20 protein-coding genes and 1 pseudogene are annotated in these 21,672 nt (G+C 73.0%); 12 read left to right on the forward strand and 9 right to left on the reverse strand.

From position 1 onward, the window contains the following. Positions 1-5: 5 nt before the first annotated feature. Positions 6-1,214 (reverse strand): pyridoxal phosphate-dependent aminotransferase, encoded by a 1,209-nt coding sequence (locus tag V4Y04_RS31040; RefSeq protein WP_326755649.1) that lies wholly within the window; start codon positions 1,212-1,214, stop codon positions 6-8. Positions 1,215-1,303: 89 nt separating this feature from the next. On the opposite strand from V4Y04_RS31040, the gene V4Y04_RS31045 reads away from it, so the two are divergent. After that, positions 1,304-1,969, forward strand: a complete 666-nt coding sequence (locus tag V4Y04_RS31045) for a winged helix-turn-helix transcriptional regulator (protein WP_332431684.1) — start codon at positions 1,304-1,306, stop codon at positions 1,967-1,969. Positions 1,970-2,102: 133 nt separating this feature from the next. Here V4Y04_RS31045 and V4Y04_RS31050 read toward each other — a convergent pair whose 3' ends face one another. From V4Y04_RS31050 to V4Y04_RS31060, 3 genes are read right to left on the reverse strand one after another with little or no spacing between them, the layout of a single operon-like run. Continuing rightward, positions 2,103-2,942 carry a hypothetical protein gene (locus tag V4Y04_RS31050; RefSeq protein WP_332431685.1) on the reverse strand — a complete coding sequence of 280 codons (840 nt, stop codon included), beginning with the start codon at positions 2,940-2,942 and terminating at the stop codon, positions 2,103-2,105. Then, positions 2,942-4,216: a VWA domain-containing protein gene (locus V4Y04_RS31055; RefSeq protein WP_332431686.1), complete on the reverse strand. Its 1,275-nt coding sequence runs from the start codon at positions 4,214-4,216 to the stop codon at positions 2,942-2,944. Before V4Y04_RS31055 ends, V4Y04_RS31050 begins: the two co-directional genes overlap by 1 nt. A 58-nt stretch (positions 4,217-4,274) precedes the next feature. Then, positions 4,275-5,795, reverse strand: a complete 1,521-nt coding sequence (locus tag V4Y04_RS31060) for an IucA/IucC family protein (RefSeq protein ID WP_332431687.1) — start codon at positions 5,793-5,795, stop codon at positions 4,275-4,277. Positions 5,796-5,918: 123 nt separating this feature from the next. On the opposite strand from V4Y04_RS31060, the gene V4Y04_RS31065 reads away from it, so the two are divergent. Continuing rightward, positions 5,919-7,511, forward strand: coding sequence for an IucA/IucC family protein (locus tag V4Y04_RS31065; RefSeq protein ID WP_332433051.1), 1,593 nt, complete (start codon positions 5,919-5,921; stop codon positions 7,509-7,511). Between the two features lie 78 nt (positions 7,512-7,589). On the opposite strand, the pseudogene V4Y04_RS31070 reads toward V4Y04_RS31065, so the two are convergent. Then, positions 7,590-8,133 (reverse strand): annotated as a pseudogene (locus V4Y04_RS31070) (GNAT family N-acetyltransferase). 286 nt (positions 8,134-8,419) lie between these two features. Here V4Y04_RS31070 and V4Y04_RS31075 point away from each other — a divergent pair. The 4 genes from V4Y04_RS31075 (at position 8,420) to V4Y04_RS31090 (ending at position 11,802) form a co-directional block, all read left to right on the forward strand. After that, positions 8,420-8,683 carry a hypothetical protein gene (locus tag V4Y04_RS31075; RefSeq protein WP_332431688.1) on the forward strand — a complete coding sequence of 88 codons (264 nt, stop codon included), beginning with the start codon at positions 8,420-8,422 and terminating at the stop codon, positions 8,681-8,683. A 171-nt stretch (positions 8,684-8,854) separates the two neighbouring features. Further along, positions 8,855-10,738: a LamG-like jellyroll fold domain-containing protein gene (locus tag V4Y04_RS31080; RefSeq protein ID WP_332431689.1), complete on the forward strand. Its 1,884-nt coding sequence runs from the start codon at positions 8,855-8,857 to the stop codon at positions 10,736-10,738. Positions 10,739-10,824: 86 nt separating this feature from the next. Beyond that, entirely contained in the window at positions 10,825-11,013 is a 189-nt protein-coding gene (locus V4Y04_RS31085) for a hypothetical protein (RefSeq protein ID WP_332431690.1), read from the forward strand. Positions 11,014-11,223: 210 nt separating this feature from the next. Further along, complete coding sequence (locus V4Y04_RS31090) at positions 11,224-11,802, forward strand: Dps family protein (protein WP_332431691.1); 579 nt, start codon at positions 11,224-11,226, stop codon at positions 11,800-11,802. A 159-nt stretch (positions 11,803-11,961) separates the two neighbouring features. On the opposite strand, the gene V4Y04_RS31095 is transcribed toward V4Y04_RS31090, so the two are convergent. The 4 genes from V4Y04_RS31095 to V4Y04_RS31110 all read right to left on the reverse strand — a co-directional run bounded on the left by V4Y04_RS31095 (position 11,962) and on the right by V4Y04_RS31110 (position 14,653). Next, entirely contained in the window at positions 11,962-12,390 is a 429-nt protein-coding gene (locus V4Y04_RS31095; RefSeq protein WP_332431692.1) for a hypothetical protein, read from the reverse strand. A 52-nt stretch (positions 12,391-12,442) separates the two neighbouring features. Beyond that, positions 12,443-13,063, reverse strand: a complete 621-nt coding sequence (locus V4Y04_RS31100) for a class F sortase (protein WP_332431693.1) — start codon at positions 13,061-13,063, stop codon at positions 12,443-12,445. 28 nt (positions 13,064-13,091) lie between these two features. Continuing rightward, entirely contained in the window at positions 13,092-13,940 is an 849-nt protein-coding gene (locus V4Y04_RS31105; RefSeq protein ID WP_332431694.1) for a DUF4397 domain-containing protein, read from the reverse strand. A 104-nt stretch (positions 13,941-14,044) separates the two neighbouring features. Beyond that, positions 14,045-14,653 (reverse strand): sigma-70 family RNA polymerase sigma factor, encoded by a 609-nt coding sequence (locus V4Y04_RS31110; RefSeq protein ID WP_332431695.1) that lies wholly within the window; start codon positions 14,651-14,653, stop codon positions 14,045-14,047. Between the two features lie 157 nt (positions 14,654-14,810). Between V4Y04_RS31110 and V4Y04_RS31115 the strand changes: the two genes are divergently transcribed. The 6 genes from V4Y04_RS31115 to V4Y04_RS31140 all read left to right on the forward strand — a co-directional run bounded on the left by V4Y04_RS31115 (position 14,811) and on the right by V4Y04_RS31140 (position 21,601). After that, on the forward strand, positions 14,811-15,809 hold the full coding sequence (locus V4Y04_RS31115; RefSeq protein WP_332431696.1) for a MerR family transcriptional regulator: 999 nt from the start codon (positions 14,811-14,813) through the stop codon (positions 15,807-15,809). Positions 15,810-16,047: 238 nt separating this feature from the next. Beyond that, positions 16,048-17,295, forward strand: coding sequence for an NAD(P)/FAD-dependent oxidoreductase (locus tag V4Y04_RS31120; RefSeq protein ID WP_332431697.1), 1,248 nt, complete (start codon positions 16,048-16,050; stop codon positions 17,293-17,295). 103 nt (positions 17,296-17,398) lie between these two features. After that, complete coding sequence (locus tag V4Y04_RS31125) at positions 17,399-18,109, forward strand: SDR family NAD(P)-dependent oxidoreductase (RefSeq protein WP_332431698.1); 711 nt, start codon at positions 17,399-17,401, stop codon at positions 18,107-18,109. Continuing rightward, positions 18,106-19,329, forward strand: coding sequence for a lycopene cyclase family protein (locus V4Y04_RS31130; RefSeq protein ID WP_332431699.1), 1,224 nt, complete (start codon positions 18,106-18,108; stop codon positions 19,327-19,329). The genes V4Y04_RS31125 and V4Y04_RS31130 overlap by 4 nt, the downstream gene beginning before the upstream one ends. Beyond that, entirely contained in the window at positions 19,326-20,057 is a 732-nt protein-coding gene (locus V4Y04_RS31135) for a class I SAM-dependent methyltransferase (protein WP_332431700.1), read from the forward strand. The genes V4Y04_RS31130 and V4Y04_RS31135 overlap by 4 nt, the downstream gene beginning before the upstream one ends. Then, entirely contained in the window at positions 20,054-21,601 is a 1,548-nt protein-coding gene (locus tag V4Y04_RS31140) for an FAD-dependent oxidoreductase (RefSeq protein WP_332431701.1), read from the forward strand. The genes V4Y04_RS31135 and V4Y04_RS31140 overlap by 4 nt, the downstream gene beginning before the upstream one ends. Positions 21,602-21,672: the final 71 nt, after the last annotated feature.

Below are 21,672 nucleotides of genomic sequence, written 5' to 3' on the forward strand. Positions count from 1 at the left end.
CAGGGCTACTGTCGGTAGCCGCTGAGGAACCGGCCGATGCGGCCGATCGCCGTCTCCAGGACGTCCGCATGGGGGAGGGTCAGGATGCGGAAGTGGTCGGTGGTGGGCCAGTTGAAGCCGGTGCCCTGGACCACCTGGATCTTCTCCCGCAGGAGCAGGTCGAGGACGAACCTCTCGTCGTCGTGGATCTTGTGCACCGCCGGATCGATGCGCGGGAACGCGTACAGGGCCCCCTTGGGTTTGACGCAGCTCACGCCGGGGATGTCGTTGAGCATCCGCCAGGCGGTGTCCCGCTGTTCGTGCAGGCGGCCGCCGGGGGCGGTCAGCTCCCTGATGGACTGGCGGCCGCCGAGCGCGGCCTGGATGGCGTACTGGGCGGGCGCGTTGGCGCACAGGCGCATGGAGGCCAGCATGGTCAGGCCCTCCAGGTAGTTCTTCGCATGCTGCTTCGGACCCGTGACCACCAGCCAGCCGGAGCGGAAGCCCGCCACGCGGTACGTCTTCGACAGCCCGCAGAAGGTGAGGACGACCAGGTCGGGGGCGAGCGCGGCGGCCGAGTGGTGCACGGCGTCGTCGTAGAGGATCTGGTCGTAGATCTCGTCGGCGAGGACCATCAGGCCGTGCCGGCGGGCCAGGTCGAGGATGCCCTCGACGATCTCCTTCGGATAGACCGCGCCGGTCGGGTTGTTGGGGTTGATGATGACCACGGCTTTCGTACGGTCCGTGATCTTCGACGCCATGTCGTCCAGGTCGGGGTACCAGTCGGCCTGTTCGTCGCACAGGTAGTGGACCGCCTTGCCGCCCGCGAGGGTGGTCACCGCCGTCCAGAGGGGGAAGTCGGGGGCGGGGATGAGGACCTCGTCGCCGTCCTCCAGCAGTGCCGTGACGGCCATCGACACCAGTTCGGACACGCCGTTGCCGAGGAAGACGTCGTCGACGTCGACCTCCACGCCCAGGGTCTGGTAGCGCTGGGCCACCGCGCGGCGGGCGGAGAGGACGCCCCGCGAGTCGGTGTAGCCGTGCGCCTGCGGCAGCATCCTGATCATGTCCTGGAGGATCTCCTCCGGCGCCTCGAAGCCGAACAGGGCCGGATTCCCGGTGTTCAGGCGCAGCACACTGTGCCCCGCCTCCTCCAGCGCGTTCGCGTGCTCGATGACCGGGCCGCGGATCTCGTAACAGACCTCGCTGAGCTTGCTCGACTGCCGGAACTCCATGGGCCGCTTCCCCTCACGCCGATCTCGTGTTGCTTGGTTTTACCAAGTGACCACTTGGAAAGTCCAACAACTTGTCTACACTGCGTCGCATGTCACCTCGCCGAAGCTACGACCAGTACTGTTCCGCCGCCCGCGCGCTCGACGCCGTCGGCGACCGCTGGACCCTGCTGATCGTCCGCGAGCTCCTCGCCGGCCCGCGACGCTACACCGACCTGCACGCGGACCTCCCCGGCGTCAGCACGGACGTACTGGCCTCACGGCTGAAGGACATGGAACGCGAGGGGCTGACCACCCGGCGCAGGCTCCCCCCGCCCGGCGCGGCCTACGTCTACGAACTCACCGGCCAGGGCCGCTTGTTGTTGCCCGTACTGCAAGCGCTCGGCGCGTGGGGGCAGGCGGCGCTGGGAGAGCGGCGGCCCACCGACGCGGTGCGGGCGCACTGGTTCGCGCTGCCTCTGCTGCGCGCCCTGGACGCCGTGGGTGCGGGTGCGGGCGCGGGGGAGGGCGCGGGAGGGGGCGGCCTGGTCGAAGTCAGGCTGGAGGAGGGGCTGTTCCACCTGCGCGTCGGTGCCGAGGAGGGACCGGTCTACGGTGACGGGCCCGCCCCCGGAGAACCCGACGCCACGCTGGTCCTCGACACCGGCACCTGTACGGCGATCAGCCGCGGCGAGTCGACCGTCGCCGACGCGGTACGCGACGGGCGGGTCGCGGTGAGCGGCGACGGCACGCTCGCCAAGACGCTGCGGGAGGCGTGACGGGAGGCGCGGCCGCGAAGGGGACGTGCGGCCGGGAGGGGGGAATGCGGCCGTGAACGGGAGGAGGCCCGCACAAGGCGGGCCTCCTGGGAGCGTCACGTGCGGGGCGTCCCCTCGGACGTCCCGCTGGATGTCACGCGTTCGGCGGCACCCGGGACGGCCGTCCCGTTCCCCGCGTCAGCCGGTAGCCGGCGACCCCGGCCAGTGCGGCCAGCGCACCGCCCACCGCGGTCCACACCCAACGGCTGGACCACCAGCCCGAGGTCCAGCCGTCCTCGGGTTCGAGGTCGGCCAGTACGGCGGTCGGCGAGTCGTTCCCGTCACCGTCACTGTCGCCGTCCTGGTCGTCCGCGGCGTTCCGCAGCGCGATACCCGGTACCAGCGGTTCCGACAGCGAGCCGTCGACCGCCGCCGCACCGCCCATCTCCTTGGAGCCGGCGCGGACTTCGATGTCCACCGACCGACCCAGGTCGGCCGCCGTGAGGTTCACCGCCGTGAGCCGGATGTAGTACGTGCCCGGCAGCGGGTCGTTGGCCCACGGCTCCGACCAGGCGCGGACCGTGCGCAGCACGCACTTCAGCTCCACGGAGGCCGCGTCGGCCGCCGCGGTGCGGGTCTGGGCGCCGTACTGGCAGGCCTGCCGGCGGCGCAGACCGTCGTACACGTCGATCCGCCAGGTCTCGGCGGCGTGCGTCTCGGGCAGCTTCACCGACGCCTCGACGGTGGGACGTTGCCCCGTACTCGCCGGGAACGACCAGTACAGGTAGTCGCCGACGGACGCGCGCGCCGTCGCGGTCTGCCCCTGCTCGAACTCCGTCGCGGTACGGAACGAGGTGCCCGCGCGGGTCGGTCCGGCGCCGTCCTCGGACGACGCGCCGGGAGAGGGGGTGGAGTCGGCCGCGGCGGGGGCCACGGCGGCAGCGGCCAGTCCGAACGTCAGCAGGGCGGCGCCCAACAAGCGGGTGATACGCATCAGCTGGTCCTCCAGACCGCGAGCCGCCAGCGTGACAGCCAGCCCCAGACGAGACCGGCGAGGAAGCCGGCGAGAACCAGCGTGCCGAGCAGCCACCAGCCCCGGCCCAGGCCGAAGGAGGCCACGTCGCTCGACCCGTCCGGGCCCTCCACGACATCGATGGTCAGTTCCAGCGGCAGGCCGGGTGTGGTCTTCACACCGGAGCCCGGCGAGAACGAGTTGGTCACCGCCAGGCACACCGTCTCGGCGGCCGGCTTGTCGCTGTCGTCGTCGTCCCGCTCGGACTTCGGGTAGCGCAGACCGGTGGACAGGACGTCCGTACGGCCGGTACCCGCGGCCTCACCGCGGACGATCTCCCGGTCGTGCACCGTGACGGCCCGCAGCAGCACGCCGTGGTCCGGGTTCACCGCCCGGTCCGCCGCCACACTCACCGAGGCGCGCAGCTCCTGGCCCGGCAGTACGTCCACCCGGTACCAGCGCTGCTGCCCGAACTCCTCGCGGTCCGTGTAGAGACCGGACTCCAGCGTCGGCGCCTTCGCGCACGACGCGGCACCCTCGGTCGCGACCGGCGTCACCACCGGCTCGGCCGCACGGTCCACCAACTCGTTGACACGTTCGGTCAGTTCATCCTGGTGCTCGACCGAGGTGTAGGTGCCCCCGGTCGCCTCGGCGATGCAGCTGAGCTGCCGGCTCAGCTTGGCGTTCGGCACCAGGCCCAGAGTGTCGATGGTCAGGCCGATGCCCCTGGCCGCTATCTCCCGGGCCACCTCGCACGGGTCGAGCGGGGCGCAGGTGTCCTCGCCGTCGCTGATCAGTACGATCCGCTTGGAACCGTTGCCGTCCTTGAAGTCGTCGGCCGCCTCCAGCAGGGCGGGGCCGATCGGGGTCCAGCCGGTCGGGCTCAGCGTGGCCACCGCCGTCTTGGCCTCCGTGCGGTCCAGCGGGCCGACCGGATAGAGCTGCGCGGTGTCCTTGCAGCCCTCCTTCTTGTCGTCGCCGGGGTAGTCGGCACCGAGAGTGCGGATCCCCAGCTCGACCTCCTCCGGCGTCGCGTCCAGCACCTCGTTGAACGCCTGCTTCGCCGCGGCCATCCGGGACTGCCCGTCGATGTCCCGGGTCCGCATCGAGCCGCTCACATCGAGGACGAGGTCGACCTGGGGCGCGTCCTGGCCCGTGGGTTCACCGGCGACCGCCGCGGACGGGAAGGCGAGCCCCGCCGTCAGAGCGGTGAGCAGGACACCGACGCCCGCTGCCGGCCATTTTCTTCTGATCATCGCCGGATCCTATGGACCGGGGACGCCCCGCTCCAAAGGCGGGGCTCCGGGTCCGGCTCTACCGGCGCTCGTCTTGAAGGGGATTGGGCAGTTCCCCCCATTCGTCCCCGGCCGCCCGTGGTGAAAGCCGCATCAGGGTCAGCGCCTTCGCGGGCAACGGCTCGCCGCACAGCGCCGCCAGGTCCGGGGTGCGCGGCAGATCCCGTACGGCGCTCTCCAGCGCGGCCCGCAGCGCCGGGCCGGAACCCGTCGTACCGGCCAGCGCGCCCGCCACCAGCGAACCGAACACCTTGCGCCGCAGCACCCGTTCGTCGTCCGTCACCATGCGGGCGGGCAACTCGGGTGCCAGGACGCCGTGGTGGGCGAGCCGCGTGGGACTGACCCGCAGGTCGGCCAGATCACGGTAGACGAGCCGCACCGGCTCCCCGTCCGCCGACAGCACGACCAGGAGGTTCTGGCCGTGCGCCTCCAACGCCACACCCAGTTCGAGCAGTCGCAGCCCCACCGTCAGGGCGAGCCGCGTGAACCGGGCCACCCAGGCGGGGGAGCGGGGCAGCCCGGTCGCGGGCAGGGCCGCCACCGGCACCACCCGCTCCCCGGCCGCCGCGTACTCCTGCGGCGACTCGCGCACCACGGCCGCCAGATCGGCGGAACCGGCCGCCGCGGCGCCCAGGGTGCGGGTGATGTGCAGCAGCCCGCCGGTCCGCGCCGCCATCGACTCCCCGAACTCCGACAGCACCGCGGACGCGGCGACCGAACCGAGCGAGATGTCCCGCACCGAAGACGTCAGCCGCGCGCTCAACGCCGTCTTCACATGCGGCCCGTCGGGCAGCGCGAGCGTCCGCAGCGCCATCAGCGGACGCGCCGCCGTCCGACCCGACGGCTCCCGCTTGAGCACATGCGCCGCCTGCCAGGGATGCACCGGGATCACCACCCGCTTCCCGTCCCGCAGCCACTCCGGCCATACCCCCGTCACCAGACAGTCCCCGGCCGGCACCGGAATCAGCCCCAACTCCACGAGGGGCCGGTGCTCGGGCCCGTACGCCAGCTGGTCGGCCACCGAAAAACCGGGCCGGGAACGGCAGCTGGGATGGAACGGATGCCCGTCGACCACCCGCTGCTCCCACTCCCAGTCCTGGTCCCGGTCCCGGTCCCATCCGCCCACGCCGTCCTCCCCCGGATCGTTTGCCCGGGACAGCGCCAACGAGGCGACACTGTGTGCGAGTTCGGCGGCGAAGGCGGTCGAGTGCGGTACGGCGAGTTCCCCCATCAACCGTGCCGGATCGCCGTACGCCACCCCGTCCAGCCGTACGACGGTGACGTACGCGGCGGTCGCATACGGATCCGGACGCGGGCCGCGCAGCCGACGGCCGTCCGCCAGCCGCAGCGTGAGCCCGTCACGGTCCGGCACCCGGCGCGCGACCCACGGCAGCGGATCGTGCGCGAGACCGCGCCACAGCCGGCTCAGCACGGCCGCGCGGGCACCCGGCAGCGCTGCCGCGTACCGGGACACCAGCGCGGGCCGTACGGCGGCCAGCTCGTCGGCCATTTCCGCCTCGACGGGGGAGGGACGGTGCACAGGCGAACTCCTCGGGTACGAAAGGTGCTGCGGAACGAACAGCCGGTCCGTGGCGGACACGCGGACATACTGATCGTCTCCGTCCGGACAGACCGTAGGGAAACAGTGGAACGCGTGGACCTCATGCCCCCGCCCGCAGACGACGACGCGGCCTCCCGCGCCCACGAGGAAGCCCGACTGACCGCCCACGCCGACGCGTACGCGGCCGCACCGCTGCTGAACTGCCTGCTGCGCGAGGTCGCACTCCCGGTGTCGGCCGAGAGCACAGACGAGGACCGGAACAGGGAACAGGCCCGGGAACAGGACCGGGTGCACAAGGCGGATGCCCTCCGCACCTACCGCCTGCCCGGCACCGGCCGCCTGCTACGCGTCCACGGCACCCGGCGCCCCACCGCACCCGAGGTACGCGCGGAGGACGGCACATGGAGCCGCCTCGGCCACCCGGAACTGGTGAAACTCGTCGCCGAGGAGCTGCGCCGGCACACCGGCGTGCCCAACCAGGAACTGCCGGCCGAGATGACCGACAGCCGCGACGCGGTGGCCGCGCTGCTCGCCGCACGGGCAGGCGCCACCCCACCCACCGACCCCTACCTGCGCTCCGAACAGTCCCTGCTCACCGGCCACCCCCACCACCCCGCCCCCAAGGCGCGCGGCGCCGGCCCCGTGGCGAGCTGGCTGCCGTACGCACCGGAGGCGTACGCCCGCTTCCCGCTGACACTGCTGGGACTGCGCGAGGACGCGGCGGTGGAGGAGGGCGACACCTCGTCCCTGGACCGGCTGGGCACCGCCCCGCCCGGCTACCGCCTCCTGCCCGCCCACCCCTGGCAGGTGGAGCTCGCGGCCCGGAGCCTGGCCCCCGCCTTCGCCGACGGCCGCCTGATCAGGCTCGGCACGACCGCGTTCCCGGTATGGCCCACGGCCGCGATCCGCACCGTGTACACACCCGCCCACGACCTGTTCCTGAAGTTCAGCCTGGACGTGCGCATCACCAACGACATCCGCCGCCTGTGGCGCCACGACCTGCTGAAGCTTCGCAGAACGGACCAGGCCACCGGCGAGGCCTTCGCCGCCTCGGCCACCCCCGACGCCCCCGCGGCCTGGCTCAGCGACCGCGGGTACCGCACCGCGGACTTCGCCTTCGAAGAACTGGCCGTACTGGTCCGCGACGGCCTGCACCGCCACCTGCTGCCCGGCACGACCCCGCACCTCGCCGCAGCCCTGGTCGAGGACTACGAGGGCAACCCGCTCGCCACCACCACCGCCCCCGCCGCCTGGTGGGAGGCCTACCTGGCCCAGGTCGTCCCCCCGGCGCTGAATGCCTTCGCCCGGCACGGAGTCGTCGTCGAGGCCCACCTGCAGAACACCCTGATCGCCGTCGACACCGACGGCATGCCGGTACAGGCCCTGTACCGGGACGCGGAAGGCGTGAAACTCCTCCCCGAGGTGACGAGGGAAGCGGGCTGGGAGCGCCTCGTCTACTGCCTGATCGTCAACCACCTGACGGAAATCGCAGCAGCCCTGACCGAACACCATCCGGGCTTCGCCCCGTGGTCCGCAGCCCGCCAAGAACTCTCCCGCCACCCCTTCCCGGAGGCCCGGGCCCTCCTCACCACCCCCACCCTCCCCGCCAAGACCAACCTCCTCCTGCGCTGGACCCACGCCGACGGAGCGTCGGCCCGCTACCGCCCGATCCCCAATCCGCTGGCGGAGCCATAGGCAGCGGCGCTCCTTCTCCGACTCGCCCGCGATGTCATCTGCCGGATACGGCTCCCGACCTCATTCCGAAACGATCGCTTACTCCGGCGGCGCACCGCGCGTGATGCGGTACAGCACGTTCGGGCGCAGGGGGCCGTCGGGTGCGGTGGGGTCGTCGAAGTCGTCGGCCGGGTTCCGGGTCATGCCGATCCGGTGCATCACCGCCTGTGAACGGAGATTGCCGGCCGTGGTGGCAGCGAGGATCTCAGGAAGCCCAAGAGTGTCGAAGCCATGGGCCAGGACCGCCAGTGCGCCCTCGGTGGCGTAGCCCTGACCCCAGGCCGAGCGGGCGAGTCTCCAGCCGGTCTCCACGCCGGTGAAGGGCATCTCCTCGTCCACCTGATCCAAGCCCGCGAAGCCGATGAACTCGCCCGTGGCCCGCACCTCGACCGCCCACCACCCATAGCCTCGCTGGTCGAACTCGGCCTGGAAGCGGGCGATGGGGGGCCTCGCTCTCTTCGCGGGTGAGCAGGTTTCCCAAGTGCTCCCGGACCTCGGGATCGGCATTCATCGCCGCCCGCGGTTCGATGTCGGAGCCATGCCAACGACGGAGGACCAGGCGATCGGTACGCAGTTCAGCCATGCCGCCCAGCCGACGCGAGCGCCGGCTCCTGGGCAAAGCGATTTCTCAAGCCGACCGTCGGAGTCGTCGGACGTCGCGCACGAGGGCGTGGACAGAGCTGAGGAAGACGAGCCCGCCTACCCAGAGCCAGGCGACGGAGACGCCTGACTGGTACTCGTGGACTCCGACGGCAAGGAGCAGTGCACCGGTGAGGACGCCGAGGACAGAGACCAGCGTGCTGATGAGGTGAGTCACTCGCTTACCATCAGCCATGATCCCGACCGGCGGGAGCTCAGGGGGTTTGTCAGTGGATCAGTTCTTCCTGCTCTTCTCCGTCCTTTTGGCGTTGCTGTGTGCGGGCAGCGGCGCATACGCCGTCGTCACCGGACGGGTCAGCGTTCGGTGGGTTCGTCGCCCCGTTCACCCGCAGTTGTGGGGTGCCGGCACGTTGGTCATGGGCCTTGCCGTGGGGACGGTGAGGATCGCGCCCTTCACCGTCTTCATGGTGTTGTTCCTGTGCGCCATGAGCCTTCAAGTAATCGCCTACGCAGTTGACGGTGCGCACAAGTAGCTTCTTATGTGCAGGAGTTGGCTGATTTCCTGAGAGACGCGCCCATCGCTGAGCCCGCTCGGTGGTCCGGACCGGTGCTGTGTGTTCTGTGTTCAGGGACGGTTCGTTCCGCGCTTGCCCTCTGCGTTCACGATCTTCGCGGACCGCTTCCTTCGCGCACAGGGAGATCGTATGAACGAGCACACGAACCACACCGGGCCGGGGCGCCGGTCTCTGCTGCAGGCGGCCGTCGTCGTTCCCGCGGCCGGGGCCGCCGCGTCGGTGGCCGGGGCCGGGACGGCGGACGCGGCACCCCGCACCGGCACCGGTACCCGGGGCGGTCGTTTCGACGAGGACAGTCCACGCTTCTCGGTGGCGGTGCTGCCCGACACGCAGTACCTGTTCGACGCCGACAGCGCGGACCCGGAGCCGCTGAGAGCGACCTTCCGGTACCTGGCGTCCGAGCGCGGCGAGGCCAACATCGCCTTCATGACACACCTCGGCGACATCACCGAGCACGGTACCGAGGACGAGATCGAACTCGCCGCCGACACCTTCCGGTCCCTGCACGGCAAGGTTCCCTACAGCGTCCTCGCCGGCAACCACGACATCGCCTCGGGTGACGACCAGCGCGGCGACAGCGCGTACCTCCGGGCCTTCGGGCCCCGCCGTTTCCGGCCGATGCCCACGTTCGGGGGTGCCTCTCCCGACGGCTACAACAGCTACCACGTGCTGCGCGCCGCCGGCCGCGAGTGGCTGGTGCTCGCCCTCGACTGGCGGGCGTCGGACAAGGGGCTCGCGTGGGCGCAGGGTGTCCTCGACGCGCACCCCACCTGCCCCGCCATCCTCACCACCCACGACATCGCCGCGGCAGGAGACGACGGCGAGGCGCACCTGTCCGGCAACGGGCAGCGGCTGTGGGACAGCATCATCCGGGGCAACGACCAGATCTTCCTCGCACTGGGGGGCCACTACTGGCCGCCCGGCCGCACGGTGCTCACCAACGACGCGGGCCACGACGTGCACGTCCACATCACCAACTACCAGGACCGCTACTACGGCGGCGCCGGCATGATCCGGCTGTACGCCTTCGACCTGGTGCGCGACACCATCGACGTGCAGACCTTCGCCCCCTGGTTCCTCGCCCGTGATCCGAGGAAGCGGACTCCGCTCGAGGCGGAGAACCTCGAACTGACCGGCTCCACAGACCGGTTCAGCCTCGACATCGACTTCGCCCGACGATTCGAGGGCTTCGCCCCCGTCGTTCCCCCCAAGCCGCGGCCCGCGCATCGGGTCATGCCGAGGGGCACGGTGGCCTACTGGCGGTTCGACGCCGACGGCCCGTCCGGCGCCGGACGTCCCGGCTCCCCGGTGCCCGCCGGGACGGTGGTCCGTGACCTGACCGGGAACGGCAACGACCTGGCCGTACGGCTGCTGCACGACAGCGCCGCCGACGTCGTCACCTGGTCCGCCGACCACCACGACGGTCAGCCCGCGCACGCCAGCCTGCGGTTCGACGGCGGGAAGGCGCCGGACCGCGGGGCCGTGCTGACCACGAAGTCCACGGCGCCGCTGAACAGTTCGAAGTTCCGGTCCGGCTTCACCATCGAGACCTTCATCAAACTCCCCGACCCGTTCGAGGGCGACCACGCCTGGATGGGCATCCTCAGCTGGGAGGGCCGCAACGGGGACGCCGGCAAGACCACGGGCTGGTCCGAGGACGAGCCCACCTGCAGTCTGAACGTCTCGCCGGAGCGCTTCCTGCAGTTCGTCCTCTACCCCGATGTACAGGACGCCGACCCCACCTCCTGGAGCCACACGCTGCCGGTCGGCCGGTGGACCCACATCGCCGTCGTCAACGACGGACGACGCACGGTGATGTACGTGGACGGCTCGAAGATCGCCCGCAACCCGGCCCAGCCCGCCACCGGCATCGAGACGCTCGGCAAGCCGTTCGTCATCGGCGGCACCCAGTTCGCCGAGAAGTTCGGGCAGGGCTTCTACGGCTGGATCGGCGACACCCGCATCGTCGAACGCGCCCTGAGCCCGAAGGACTTCATGCGTCGCGTCAGGTAATCGCCCGCCGCCCGCCGGCCACGCTTCGGTCAACGCCCGGTCGCAGCCCGGGAACACCTCGGCCCGCCACGGGCGTTGACCGCCGCATGACTGAAGACCGCCCGGCACCGCGCCCGTGGTCCGAGGAAGCGCTCTCCCACCCGTTCGGCACGCAGCGGTTCGGCACCCTCGCCACCGTCAAGAGCAGTGGCCATCCTCATCCGACCAGCATGGTCCACCAGGCCTGCGGCCTGAACACCTACGGACACCCGCTGCCGGTGTCGGTGCTCTTCTGAGGGCAGGTGTGGGACCGGACGGACACCCGGGGGCCGCAAGGGGCGCACGACCGCCGACGGGGCGCTCGCGCCGCGGGCGGCCGCGGGCTTCCCGTGCGCCTTCCCCCGAACCGGTGACTTGAGGGGGACGGGCGGCGGTCGAGCGCCGGGATCGGGACGACCAGTGCTTGTGTGGTCGTCTCGGCATCCGATCGCACAAGGAGTACCGCCATGCCGTCACAGCCGTCGGACATCTCGTACACCGTGCCAGGAATGAGCACCCAGGACAGCCGGGGAATCATCGAGATGCTGCAGATGCGTCTGCACTCCCTCAACGACCTCCACCTGACCCTCAAGCACGTTCACTGGAACGTCGTCGGACCGCATTTCATCGCCGTGCACGAGATGATCGATCCCCAGGTCGACCAGGTCCGCTCCATGACCGACGACCTCGCCGAGCGGATCTCCACCCTCGGCGGAGAACCCGACGGCACCCCGGGGGCGCTGGTGAACCAGCGCACCTGGGACGACTACTCGATCGGCCGTGCCGAAGCCATCGAGCACCTCGGGGCTCTCGACCTCGTGTACACCTCCGTCATCAAGGACCACCGGGAGGCCATGCAGGCCACCGAGACGTCCGACCCGGTCACCCAGGACATGCTCATCGAGCAGCTGCGCGGCCTGGAACTCTTCCAGTGGTTCGTCCGCGCACACCTGGAATCCAGTGGCGGACGGCTCAGCACCCGCGGTGCCTCCACGGAGAGCGGAGCCGCGGAGCAGGCGGCGGACCAGGCACGCACCCAGCCCTGACCGCGCCGGGCGTCCACCCGGGCCGGCCGCGCCCTCTTCGGCGCCGGACCCGCCGAGGCCAAGCCGGTCCGCGGCGGAACCGGCGGGCGTCATCGTCCGCCCGGCGGGTGGATCCGTTCCGCACGACCGAGACACGACCGCGATACGACCGGCTGCGGGTCAGCCGCCGCGGCCGGCTCGCCGCGCCGAACGGGCCCGTACCGACCACCGGACGACGACGGCGGTTCCGACGAGAAGACCCAGCACCCGGCGGCTCGTTCGGGTGCCGGTCCACGGGGAGCGGACGGCGCGACGTCCGGCTCCCCCCACCGCACGAGGCCGGTGGACGGGCTCCACGACCGGTGGCGGGGCCGCCTCCCCGGTCCGGGACACCTCCTGCGCGATCCGCCGCCATACCCGCTGCGGGGGCGCGACCGGCAGGTCGGCCTCCTCCACGCCGCGCGCGGCGACCACGACCCGGGCCATCAGGGTCAGCTCCTCCCGGCAGGTGCGGCACAGGGCGATGTGCCGCAGGGCGTCGGCGTCGTCGCTCGAAACGCCGTTGCCCAGTGCCAGTTCCACCAGGTGCGCGGGCTCGACGTGTGCCACGTACCCTCCTGATCTTGTGCTCCGTGTCCTGTCCGCGCGTACCGGCCCGGTCTCAGGCAGGGAGAGGCTCCGCTGTGACGACCAGGTTGGCCTGGTAGCCGCCCGCCTCGGGGACGAACGGGGGCGCGCAGGTGACGAGGGTGAGAACCGGGGGACCGGTCCGCCGGAACGTCGAGGACGGAAGGCCGTCCTTCGGTACCGTCGCACGCGCGACGACGCGGTAGACCGCCGACCCGGCGCCGGCGCGCCGCACTTCGACCCGGGCCCCGGGCCGCACGTCGTAGAGTGCGGCGAACTCGCCCAGCGCACCGGTGTCGCCGTCCACGTGTCCGACGAGCACGGCCGACCCCCGAGGGCTTCCCGGCGCGGGACCGAAGCGGTACCAGCCGGCGACGGCGGGATCCCCCGGAATGGCCATCGCGCCCTGTTCGGTGACGCCCACCGGCCGGACCCGGGCGTCCAGGCCCACGTCGCCCACCAGGACGCGCTCCGGTGGCGCCTCCCGCCGTTCGCCGCGCGGGGTGGGAGGCGGCGACGGCTCGGTGGCGCCGGGGAGTTCACTCGCGGCGGCCGCCCGTGCCGGGGCCGCCGGCCCGAAGTCGGGCGGTGGGGTCCCCTGGTCCGAGGGCCCGGCGCGCAGGGTGGCGACCGCCGCCAGAGCGGCGGTCGCCATGACGAGACCGGTCAGCCGTCGCGCGGTGTCACCCACGCCGGCCCGCGGCCCGGCGGGCCACCAGGACGCCCGCCAGCGCCGCCGTCCCGGCCGCGGCCGCCCAGGCCACCCACTGGTCGGAGGAGTTCGAGGCGACCGCGGCGCCGCTGCCGCCCGCGTCGACGCCGTTCGGCACGGATTCCATGCCGCCGAGCGTCTGGGTCGCCAGCGCCAGGTTCTTGTCCGCGGCGCTGCCCCAGGCGTAGACGACGTTGCCGGTGCCCTCCTTCAGATTCAGGTCGGCCGGGCCGATCGCCACGGTGTCCGTGCCGGCGAGCACCACGTCGGCCGGGACGGTGCCGGCGTCGACCACGGTGGTGTCCTCCTCGGGGTTCTCCAGCCCCTTGAAGACGGGCTGCCCGCCCGCTCGGACGTCCACGGCCGGGGCGGCGGCGACGTGACGCACGGTCAGTCGTGCCTTGCCCGCGTCGACCTTGGAGACGTCGTTGACGAAGGCCGTCAGCTGGGGCTTGCCGTCGGCGGAGAGGTGAGCGGCGATGGTGGCGTTCGCTCCCGCGGGCACCTCGATCTTCTTCTCGACGGCCGGGGTGCCGTCGGGGCCCTGGCCGGCTTCGAAGAGCTGGATGTCGTAGGTGCCGGCGTCGAGGGACTGCGGGTCGGTCACCGTGCCGGGCTCGAAGTCGCCGAGCAGTTCGTCACCGTTGGCGTAGACGTCGACGGTCAGGCCGGGAACGCCGTGGAAGACGGACACCATGGCGGTGTCCTCACTGTCGGCGGCGGGGGCCGCCAGGGCGGGCGCGGCCACGCCGAGGGCGAGGGCGCAGGCTCCGGCCGAGGCGGCGAGGGTGAGGGAGGTCCGAGAGGTCCGGGAAGTCATGAGGATCATTCCTTCGGTGAGGATTCCGCCGGTCGCGGGGTCTCGTATCCGTTTCGCGTGGGGGCGCCGATGCGGATGCGTCCGGCACCGGTGTTCCGGTCCGCCTACGCGGCGGTGTCGTCGGCGCGGCCCTGCTCGATGCCCTGGCGCAGCCGGAGCAGACCACGACGCGCGTGGCTCTTCACGGTGCCCAGGGGCATGCCGGTCCGCTCGGCGATCTCGGCCTGGGTCAGGTCCTCGTAGAAGGCCATGCAGAGCACCTCGCGCTGGGCGCGCGGCAGCCGGGACAGGGCGTCGACCAGGAGCACCCGGTCCAGGACCTCGTCCGGTGGCGGCTCCTCGTGCGGCCGGGTGCCGGCGTCGTGTGCCACCGAGTCGACCAGCGTGAGGCGTTTCGTCCTGGCCGCCAGGGCGTCGACGATCTTCCGACGGGTGATGCCGACGAGCCAGGCGCCGAGGGGGCCCCGCTCCGGACGGAAACCGTCCCGTCCGCGCCAGGCGCCGAGGAACACCTGCTGGGTCACGTCGTCCGCCTCGTAGGTGTCGCCGAGCGAACGGGTGGCCATCGTGTGGACGAGCGATCCCCAGCGCCGGTAGACCGCCGCGAACGCGTTCTCGTCCGCGGCGCGCAGGCCACGGGCCAGTTCGCTCTCGTACAGCGCTTCGTCCGCCGCCGCGGGGCGGACAGCGGTGGACCGTGTCTTCGTGCTCATGGCCTTGTTCCTCCTGCGTGCGTCCTGTGCGGGGCGGAAGGCCGACTGTCACGCCCGCCGGTCGGCACGCGCGCCCTGACCGAGTGCCTGGACTACAGTGTGGAGAGCCAAAACGACGCAAACAACATGCGTCGATTGTGCGTCGGAAGAGGGAAGTGTGGGCCCGAACAGAGACGTCGAGGAGAGCGGGAGCGCGCCGCGTGGCGGCGGGCTGACCACCGGTGAGGTGGCGCGGCGTCTGGGGGTGGCACCCACGACCGTCCGGACGTGGGACCGCCGCTACGGTCTCGGCCCCACCGCGCACACCGGTGGCCGGCACCGCCGCTGGACCGACGCGGACGTGGCCCGGCTGGAGCGGATGTGCGCGCTGACGGCGACCGGACTGCCACCCGCCGAGGCCGCCCAGCTGGCGCTCGACGCGGTGATGCCCGACGCGCCCGCGCCCCGGGAGGGCACCGCTCCCCCTCCGGCGCCGGCCGCCCGCCGACGCAGCCGGGCCGGCTCCGGTCTCCGGCTGGGCGACGTGCGTCAGGAGTGCAGAGGAGTCGCGCGCGCGGCCCTGCGCCTGGACGCCGCCGCCCTCGACGAACTGCTGAGGACGGCGATGGAGGAATACGGCCTGGTCACCGCCTGGACCGAGGTGATCGTGCCGACGCTGCAGGCGGTCGGCCGCAAGTGGGAGAACTCGGGCGAGAGATACGTCGAGGTCGAGCACTTCCTGTCCTGGCACGTCTCCGGCGCGCTGCGGCGCCACGCCCCGCCCGTGGCCGCCGACCGGCCCGGCGCCACCACGGTGCTCGCCTGCGTGCCCGCGGAGAACCACACGCTGCCGCTGGAGGTGCTCGCCGCCGCACTGGCCGAACGGGGCCTCCCGGTACGCATGTTCGGCGGCGCGCTGCCCGTCGAGTCGCTCGTGGCCGCCGTACGCAGGACCGGGCCGGCCGCGGTGGGGCTGTGGGCCCAGTCGCGGACCACCGCGAGCAGACCCCTGGCCCAGCATGTGGCCGCGATGGAATGGGGGGTGCGCGGCGCGCGCAGGAAGCCGGTCGTCCTCACGCTGGGACCCGGCTGGGCCGGGCAGACCGTGCAGGGACTGCCGCGTCCGTCGGGGCTCGCGGAGGCGGTCACGGCGGTGGAGTCGGTCGCGCTCAGGTGATCCGGCGGGCTCGGCGGGTACCGGGTCGTGGTGGCGCCTGGCCCCGCCGGACGCGACGTGCTCGGGTGGACATGGCACGCGGTGGAACCCGCCACCGCGCACGGCGCCCGCCGACGACACGTTCCGCACGCGTGGCGGGCGAGGCGGGACGGGTGCGGCGGCGCGGGCCGAAGCGCGCGCCCCAGGACGAGTACCGGCCCTCGGCGCAGAGGGAATCGAGCGGCGGAGGAAGAGGAACATGAACACTCGGCACCACGGGTTTCCGGACGCCGTCGTCGTCGGAGCAGGTCTCGCCGGCCTGGCCTGCGCGCTGGACCTGTGCCGTGCCGGACGGCGGGTGGCCCTGCTGGAGGCGTCCGACGGCGTGGGCGGCCGGATGCGCACCGACCGGCGGGACGGATTCCGGCTCGACCGCGGATTCCAGGTGTTCAACACCTCCTACCCCCAGGTGAAGCGACGCCTCGACCTGCGGAGTCTGCGGCTGAGGCCCTTCACACCGGGCATCACCGCGCACACCTCGACGGGCCCCGTCCACCTCGCCGATCCGACCCGGCGGCCGAGGTCGGCGGGGACACTGCTGCCCGGACGGGCCCTGCCGGCCCGCGACCTGGCCGCGATGGCGGCGCTCACCGCGCGGGACGCCCTTCTGCCCGCCGGACTTCTCACCCGGCGTCCGGACGGCTCGACCGCCGCCGCACTGTCCCGCGCCGGGCTGTCGGCCGGGACGGTCACCGAGATTCTGCGGCCGTTCCTGTCCGGCGTGTTCCTGGAGGACCGGCTGGAGACCTCCGCCCGTTTCTTCCACCTGGTCTGGCGCAGCATGGTCCGGGGAACGCTCTGCCTGCCCGCCGACGGCATCGGCGCCGTCCCCGCCCAGCTGGCCGACGGCCTGCCCGACGGCGTCCTGCGGCTGGAGACACCGGTCACCGCGCTCACCGCGGCGGGGGTTCTCCTGGAGGACGGCCGCGAGCTGCCGGCCAGGTCCGTCGTGGTGGCGACGGACGCCGCCACCGCGGCCCGTCTGCTGCCCGGCCTGGCCGTGCCCGAAGGCCGTACCGTCACCACGTACTACCATGCCGCCGCGCACACCCCCCTGGCCGAGCCGACCCTGCTGGTGGACAGCACCGGGGCGGTGCTGAACACCTGCGTCCTCACCGAGGTGACGCCCACCTACGCCCCGCCCGGCACCGCGCTGATCTCCAGCTCCGTCCTGGGCCCCGACCGGCCCGGGGACGACGGGGCGGTGCGCCGGCGCCTGTCCGAGCTCTACGGCACCGACACCAGCGGCTGGCAGCAGGTCGGCGTGTACACCGTGGCCGGGGCGCTGCCCGTGATGGAGCCGCCCTGGCCGCTGAGCCGTACGACGCGCTTCGCACCGGGCCGGTACGTCTGCGGGGACCACCGGGCGACCGGATCCGTGCAGGGCGCGCTGGCCTCGGGCACCCGGGCCGCCCGGGAGGCGCTGAACGACCTGGCGCTCGATTGACCCGGACCGGACCGTGCCCGGCGCATCCACCGGCGGCCGGCCCACGGAACCCACAGCGCGGCACGCAGCGCCGCCGGCCTGTCCCTGCGACCGGGAGTGAGACGTGGACATCAACGGCGCGCGCGTGCTGGTGGCCGGAGCCACCGGCGTCCTCGGCGGTGCCCTCACCGCGGAACTGGCCGGCCGTGGAGCGCGCCCGGCGCTCACGGGACGCGACCCGGCCCGCCTCGCCGAGGCCGCCCGGGCGTACCCGGGCGCTCCGGCCCTCCTCTTCGACGCGTACGACCCCGCCTCCTGTGCCCGCGCCGTGCACGGTGCGGCGGATGCCCTGGGCGGGCTGGACGCGGTCGTGACCGCCTTCGGAGCGGTCGCCTTCGGCCGGGCCGCCGGGCTCGGTGACGAGATCGCGGAGCATCTGACGGCGGTCAACGTCCTCGCACCCGCCGCCTTCTTCCGCGCCGCGCTCGCCCTCATGGCCCCCGGGTCCCTGATCGCCGCCTTCACCGGCGTGGTCGCCGAGCGCCCGCAGGCGGGGATGGCCGACTACAGCGCCTCCAAAGCCGCGCTGAGCGCCTGGCTCTCCGCCGCGCGCCGCGAGGCGCGGACCACCGGCATCCGGGTCCTGGACATCCGGCCCGGACACCTGGACACCGGCTTCGCCGACCGGCCCGTCGCCGGCACCGCCCCGCCCCTGCCCCCAGGCGGCGACCCCCGCCGGGTCGTCGCCGCCGTCGCCGACGCGATGGAGGCGGACGCCGAACTGCTGCGCACCGCCCCGGACGGCACACCCGTCGTCGAACGGCGCGCCCGGTGAGCCGCCGCGGCGACGCCCCCGACGCGGCGTCCGATGTCGTCATCGTCGGCGGAGGGGCGTCCGGACTCAGCCTCGCGCAGCACCTGACGGCGACCACCTCCACCACCGTGACCCTGGTGGAACCACCGGACGGCCCGCGGCGCCCGCCCGAACGGACCTGGTGCTACTGGGACGACGGCGCCGGCGACTTCGACGAAGCGGTCGCGGCCTCCTGGTCCCGGCTGCGGATCCACGGCGCCGACGGCGACCGGATCACCGTGGACCCGTCCCCGCTGCGCTACCGCATGCTCCGCTCCACGGCGTTCGAACGGCTGGCTTACTCCCGCCTGGACGGCTCGCCCGGCGCCCGCGTCCTGCGCGCGACGGCGGACACGGTGTGCGACACGGCCGACGGAGCGGAAGTCCGGTGCACGGCACCCGACGGACGGACGCTGACCCTCCGCGCCCGCCACGTGTTCGACTCCCGCCCCCTGCCCGCCCTGCCCCCCGCCCGGACCCAACTCCTCCAGCACTTCCGCGGCTGGTTCGTGCGCACGGACACGGACCGGTTCGATCCCGAGGTCGCCGACCTGATGGACTTCCGGGTGCCGCAGCCGCGCCACGGGCTCGCCTTCGGCTACGTACTGCCGCTGGCGCCCGACAGGGCGCTCGTCGAGTACACCGAGTTCTCCCGGACTCCCCTGACCACGACGGCGTACGAGGCGGCCCTGGGCCACTACTGCCGGGAGATCCTGGAACTCGGTGCGTTCACCGTCGAATCGGCGGAACAGGGCGTCATCCCGATGACCGACGCACGCTTCCCCCGCCGCGCCGGGAGTGCCGTCTTCCGCATCGGGACGGCCGGCGGCGCCACCCGCCCGGCCACCGGCTACACCTTCGCCGCCGTGCAACGGCAGAGCCGGGCCATCGCCGCCGCCCTGCGCGACGGCCGGGCCCTCGTGCCCCGACCGCACGGGCGGCGGGCCCTGGCCATGGACGCCGTCCTGCTGCGGGCCCTGGACACCGGGCGGGTCGACGGCCCCGGCTTCTTCACCGGCCTGTTCCGCCGCGTTCCGCCGGAACGGCTGCTGCGCTTCCTCGACGGCGGCACCTCACCCCGGGAGGAGTGGGGCATCGGCCTGCGCACCCCCATCGGCCCCATGCTCCGGACCGCCGTCGAAGTCCCTTTCCTGTCCCGTCGTACCCACCCCGCCCCACGCATCGGAGAGAGCCGGCGATGACACTGCTGCGCGACTGTGACCTGGCACGCGCCTTCGACCACGCGTCGTACACCTACGACCGCCTCACGGCCCTCAGCCCCGGCTACCGCACCGACCTCCTGCGCTCGGCGCGACGGCTGCGGCTGCCCCGGGGCGGGGCCGGGCTGCACCTCCTCGACCTCGGATGCGGGACGGGCGCCTCCACCCGGGCCCTCCTGCGGGCCGCGCCCCACGCCCGGATCACGGCCGTCGACGCCTCGCCGGGAATGCTCCGGCGCGCACGGGCCAAACCGTGGCCGGCCCGGGTGCGCTTCCGGCACCTGACGGCCGAGGAAGTGGCCACGGCCGGGGAGGGGCCGTACGACGCGGTGTTCGCCGCCTATCTGCTGCGCAACGTCACCGACCCGGACGGTGTTCTGTCCGCCGTCCGGAGTCTGCTGCGACCGGGCGGGCGCCTCGCCGTCCACGAGTACAGCCTCAGCGGTTCCGTGGCCCATCGCGCCCTGTGGACGGCCGTGTGCCGGACCGTGATCATCCCCGCGGGCGCCCTCGGCGGCCACCACGCCCTCCACCACCACCTGTGGCGCAGCGTCCTCGACTTCGACACCGCCCCCGGCTTCGCCGACCGGCTCACCGGCGCCGGTTTCACCGGGGTGCGGACCGTTCCCCTCGCCGGCTGGCAGACCGGGATCACGTACACCTTCCTCGCCCGCAACGGCTCCGCCACGACAGCGGAGGACGACCGATGAGCAGTGCGCACCGTGCCGCCCGGCGGGGCCGGGACCGCAAGGCCGAAGTCCTGATGCCCGCGCCCGGCCGGGACCGGTTCGCCCGTGCGGACGCACCGGGTGTCGCCGTGATCGGCGGGGGGATCGCGGGTCTCGCGGCGGCCACCCTCCTGGCCGAACGAGGCGCCCGCGTGACCCTCTACGAACGGGAGGAGTCGCTCGGCGGACGTCTCGCGGGATGGCGCACCCGCCTCGCCGACGGCAGCGAGGCGACCATGAGCCGCGGCTTCCACGCCTTCTTCCGCCAGTACTACAACCTGCGCGGCCTTCTGCGGCGTACCGATCCCGCGCTCGACCGTCTCAGTCCGCTGCCCGACTACCCGCTACGGCACAGCGGAGGGCTGACCGACAGCTTCGCCCGCGTCCCGCGCACACCACCGTTCAGCGCCCTCGGGTTCGTCGCCCTCAGCCCCACCTTCGGCTGGCGCGACCTCACCGCCATGGACCCCCGGGCCGCGCTGCCCCTCCTCGACGTCCGGGTGCCCGAGGTCTACGAGCGCTTCGACTCCCTGAGCGCGACCCGCTTCCTGGAACGCGTCCGCTTCCCCGAAGCCGCGCACCATCTGGCGTTCGAGGTGTTCTCGCGCAGTTTCTTCGCCGACCCGCGCGAACTGTCCGCCGCGGAACTCCTGCTGATGTTCCACATCTACTTCCTCGGCTCCGCCGAGGGCCTGCTCTTCGACGTACCGAACGAGCCCTTCCCCCAGGCCCTGTGGGAGCCGCTCGGCGACTACCTGGAACGGCTCGGGGCCCACATGCGCACCGGCACACCCGTGCACGGCGTCCACCCGTGCGACGACGGGGGAGTGGAGGTGCGGACCGGCACCACCGCGGACCGTCACGAGGCGGTGGTGCTCGCCCTCGACCCCGGGGCCCTGCGCGGCCTCGTCGCGGCGTCACCCGGTCTGGGCACCCCCGCCTGGCGCGAGGACATCGCCGCCCTGCGCACCGCCCCGCCCTTCACGGTCTCCCGGCTCTGGCTCGACCGGCCGGTCCACGCCCACCGCGCCGGATTCCTCGGCACCAGCGGCTACGACGGCCTCGACAACATCAGCGTCCTGGAACGCTACGAGGGCGAAGCCGCCCGGTGGGCCGCCCGTACCGGCGGCTCGGTCGTGGAACTGCACGCCTACGCCGCCGACGCGAAGCCCGAGGCGGTGCAGAGCCGGCTGATCGACAGCCTGCACCGGGTCTACCCGGAGACCCGGACGGCGCGGATCGTGGACGCCCGTCACGAACGGCGCGCCGACTGCCCGCTCTTCCCGGTCGGCACCCACTCCCGGCGGCCCACCGTCCGCACTCCCGACCCCCGGGTGGCCCTGGCCGGTGACGCCATCCGCTGCGACCTGCCCGTGGCCCTGATGGAACGCGCCGCCACCACCGGCTTCCTGGCGGCCAACACCCTGCTCGGCGACCGGGGCGTCCGGGGGCAAGTGCTGTGGACGGTCCCCCGGTCGGGCCGCTCACCCGCGCTGCGGGCACTCGGCGCCCTCGCCGGCCGCTGAGAGCCCCGAACGAAATGGGCGCCCGGCTCGCGACGTTCGGCACGCACCCCCCAAGCTCTTCGAGCAGGGGG

The organism is Streptomyces sp. P9-A2, from assembly GCF_036634175.1.
GTDB classification, from domain to species: Bacteria; Actinomycetota; Actinomycetes; order Streptomycetales; family Streptomycetaceae; genus Streptomyces; species Streptomyces pratens.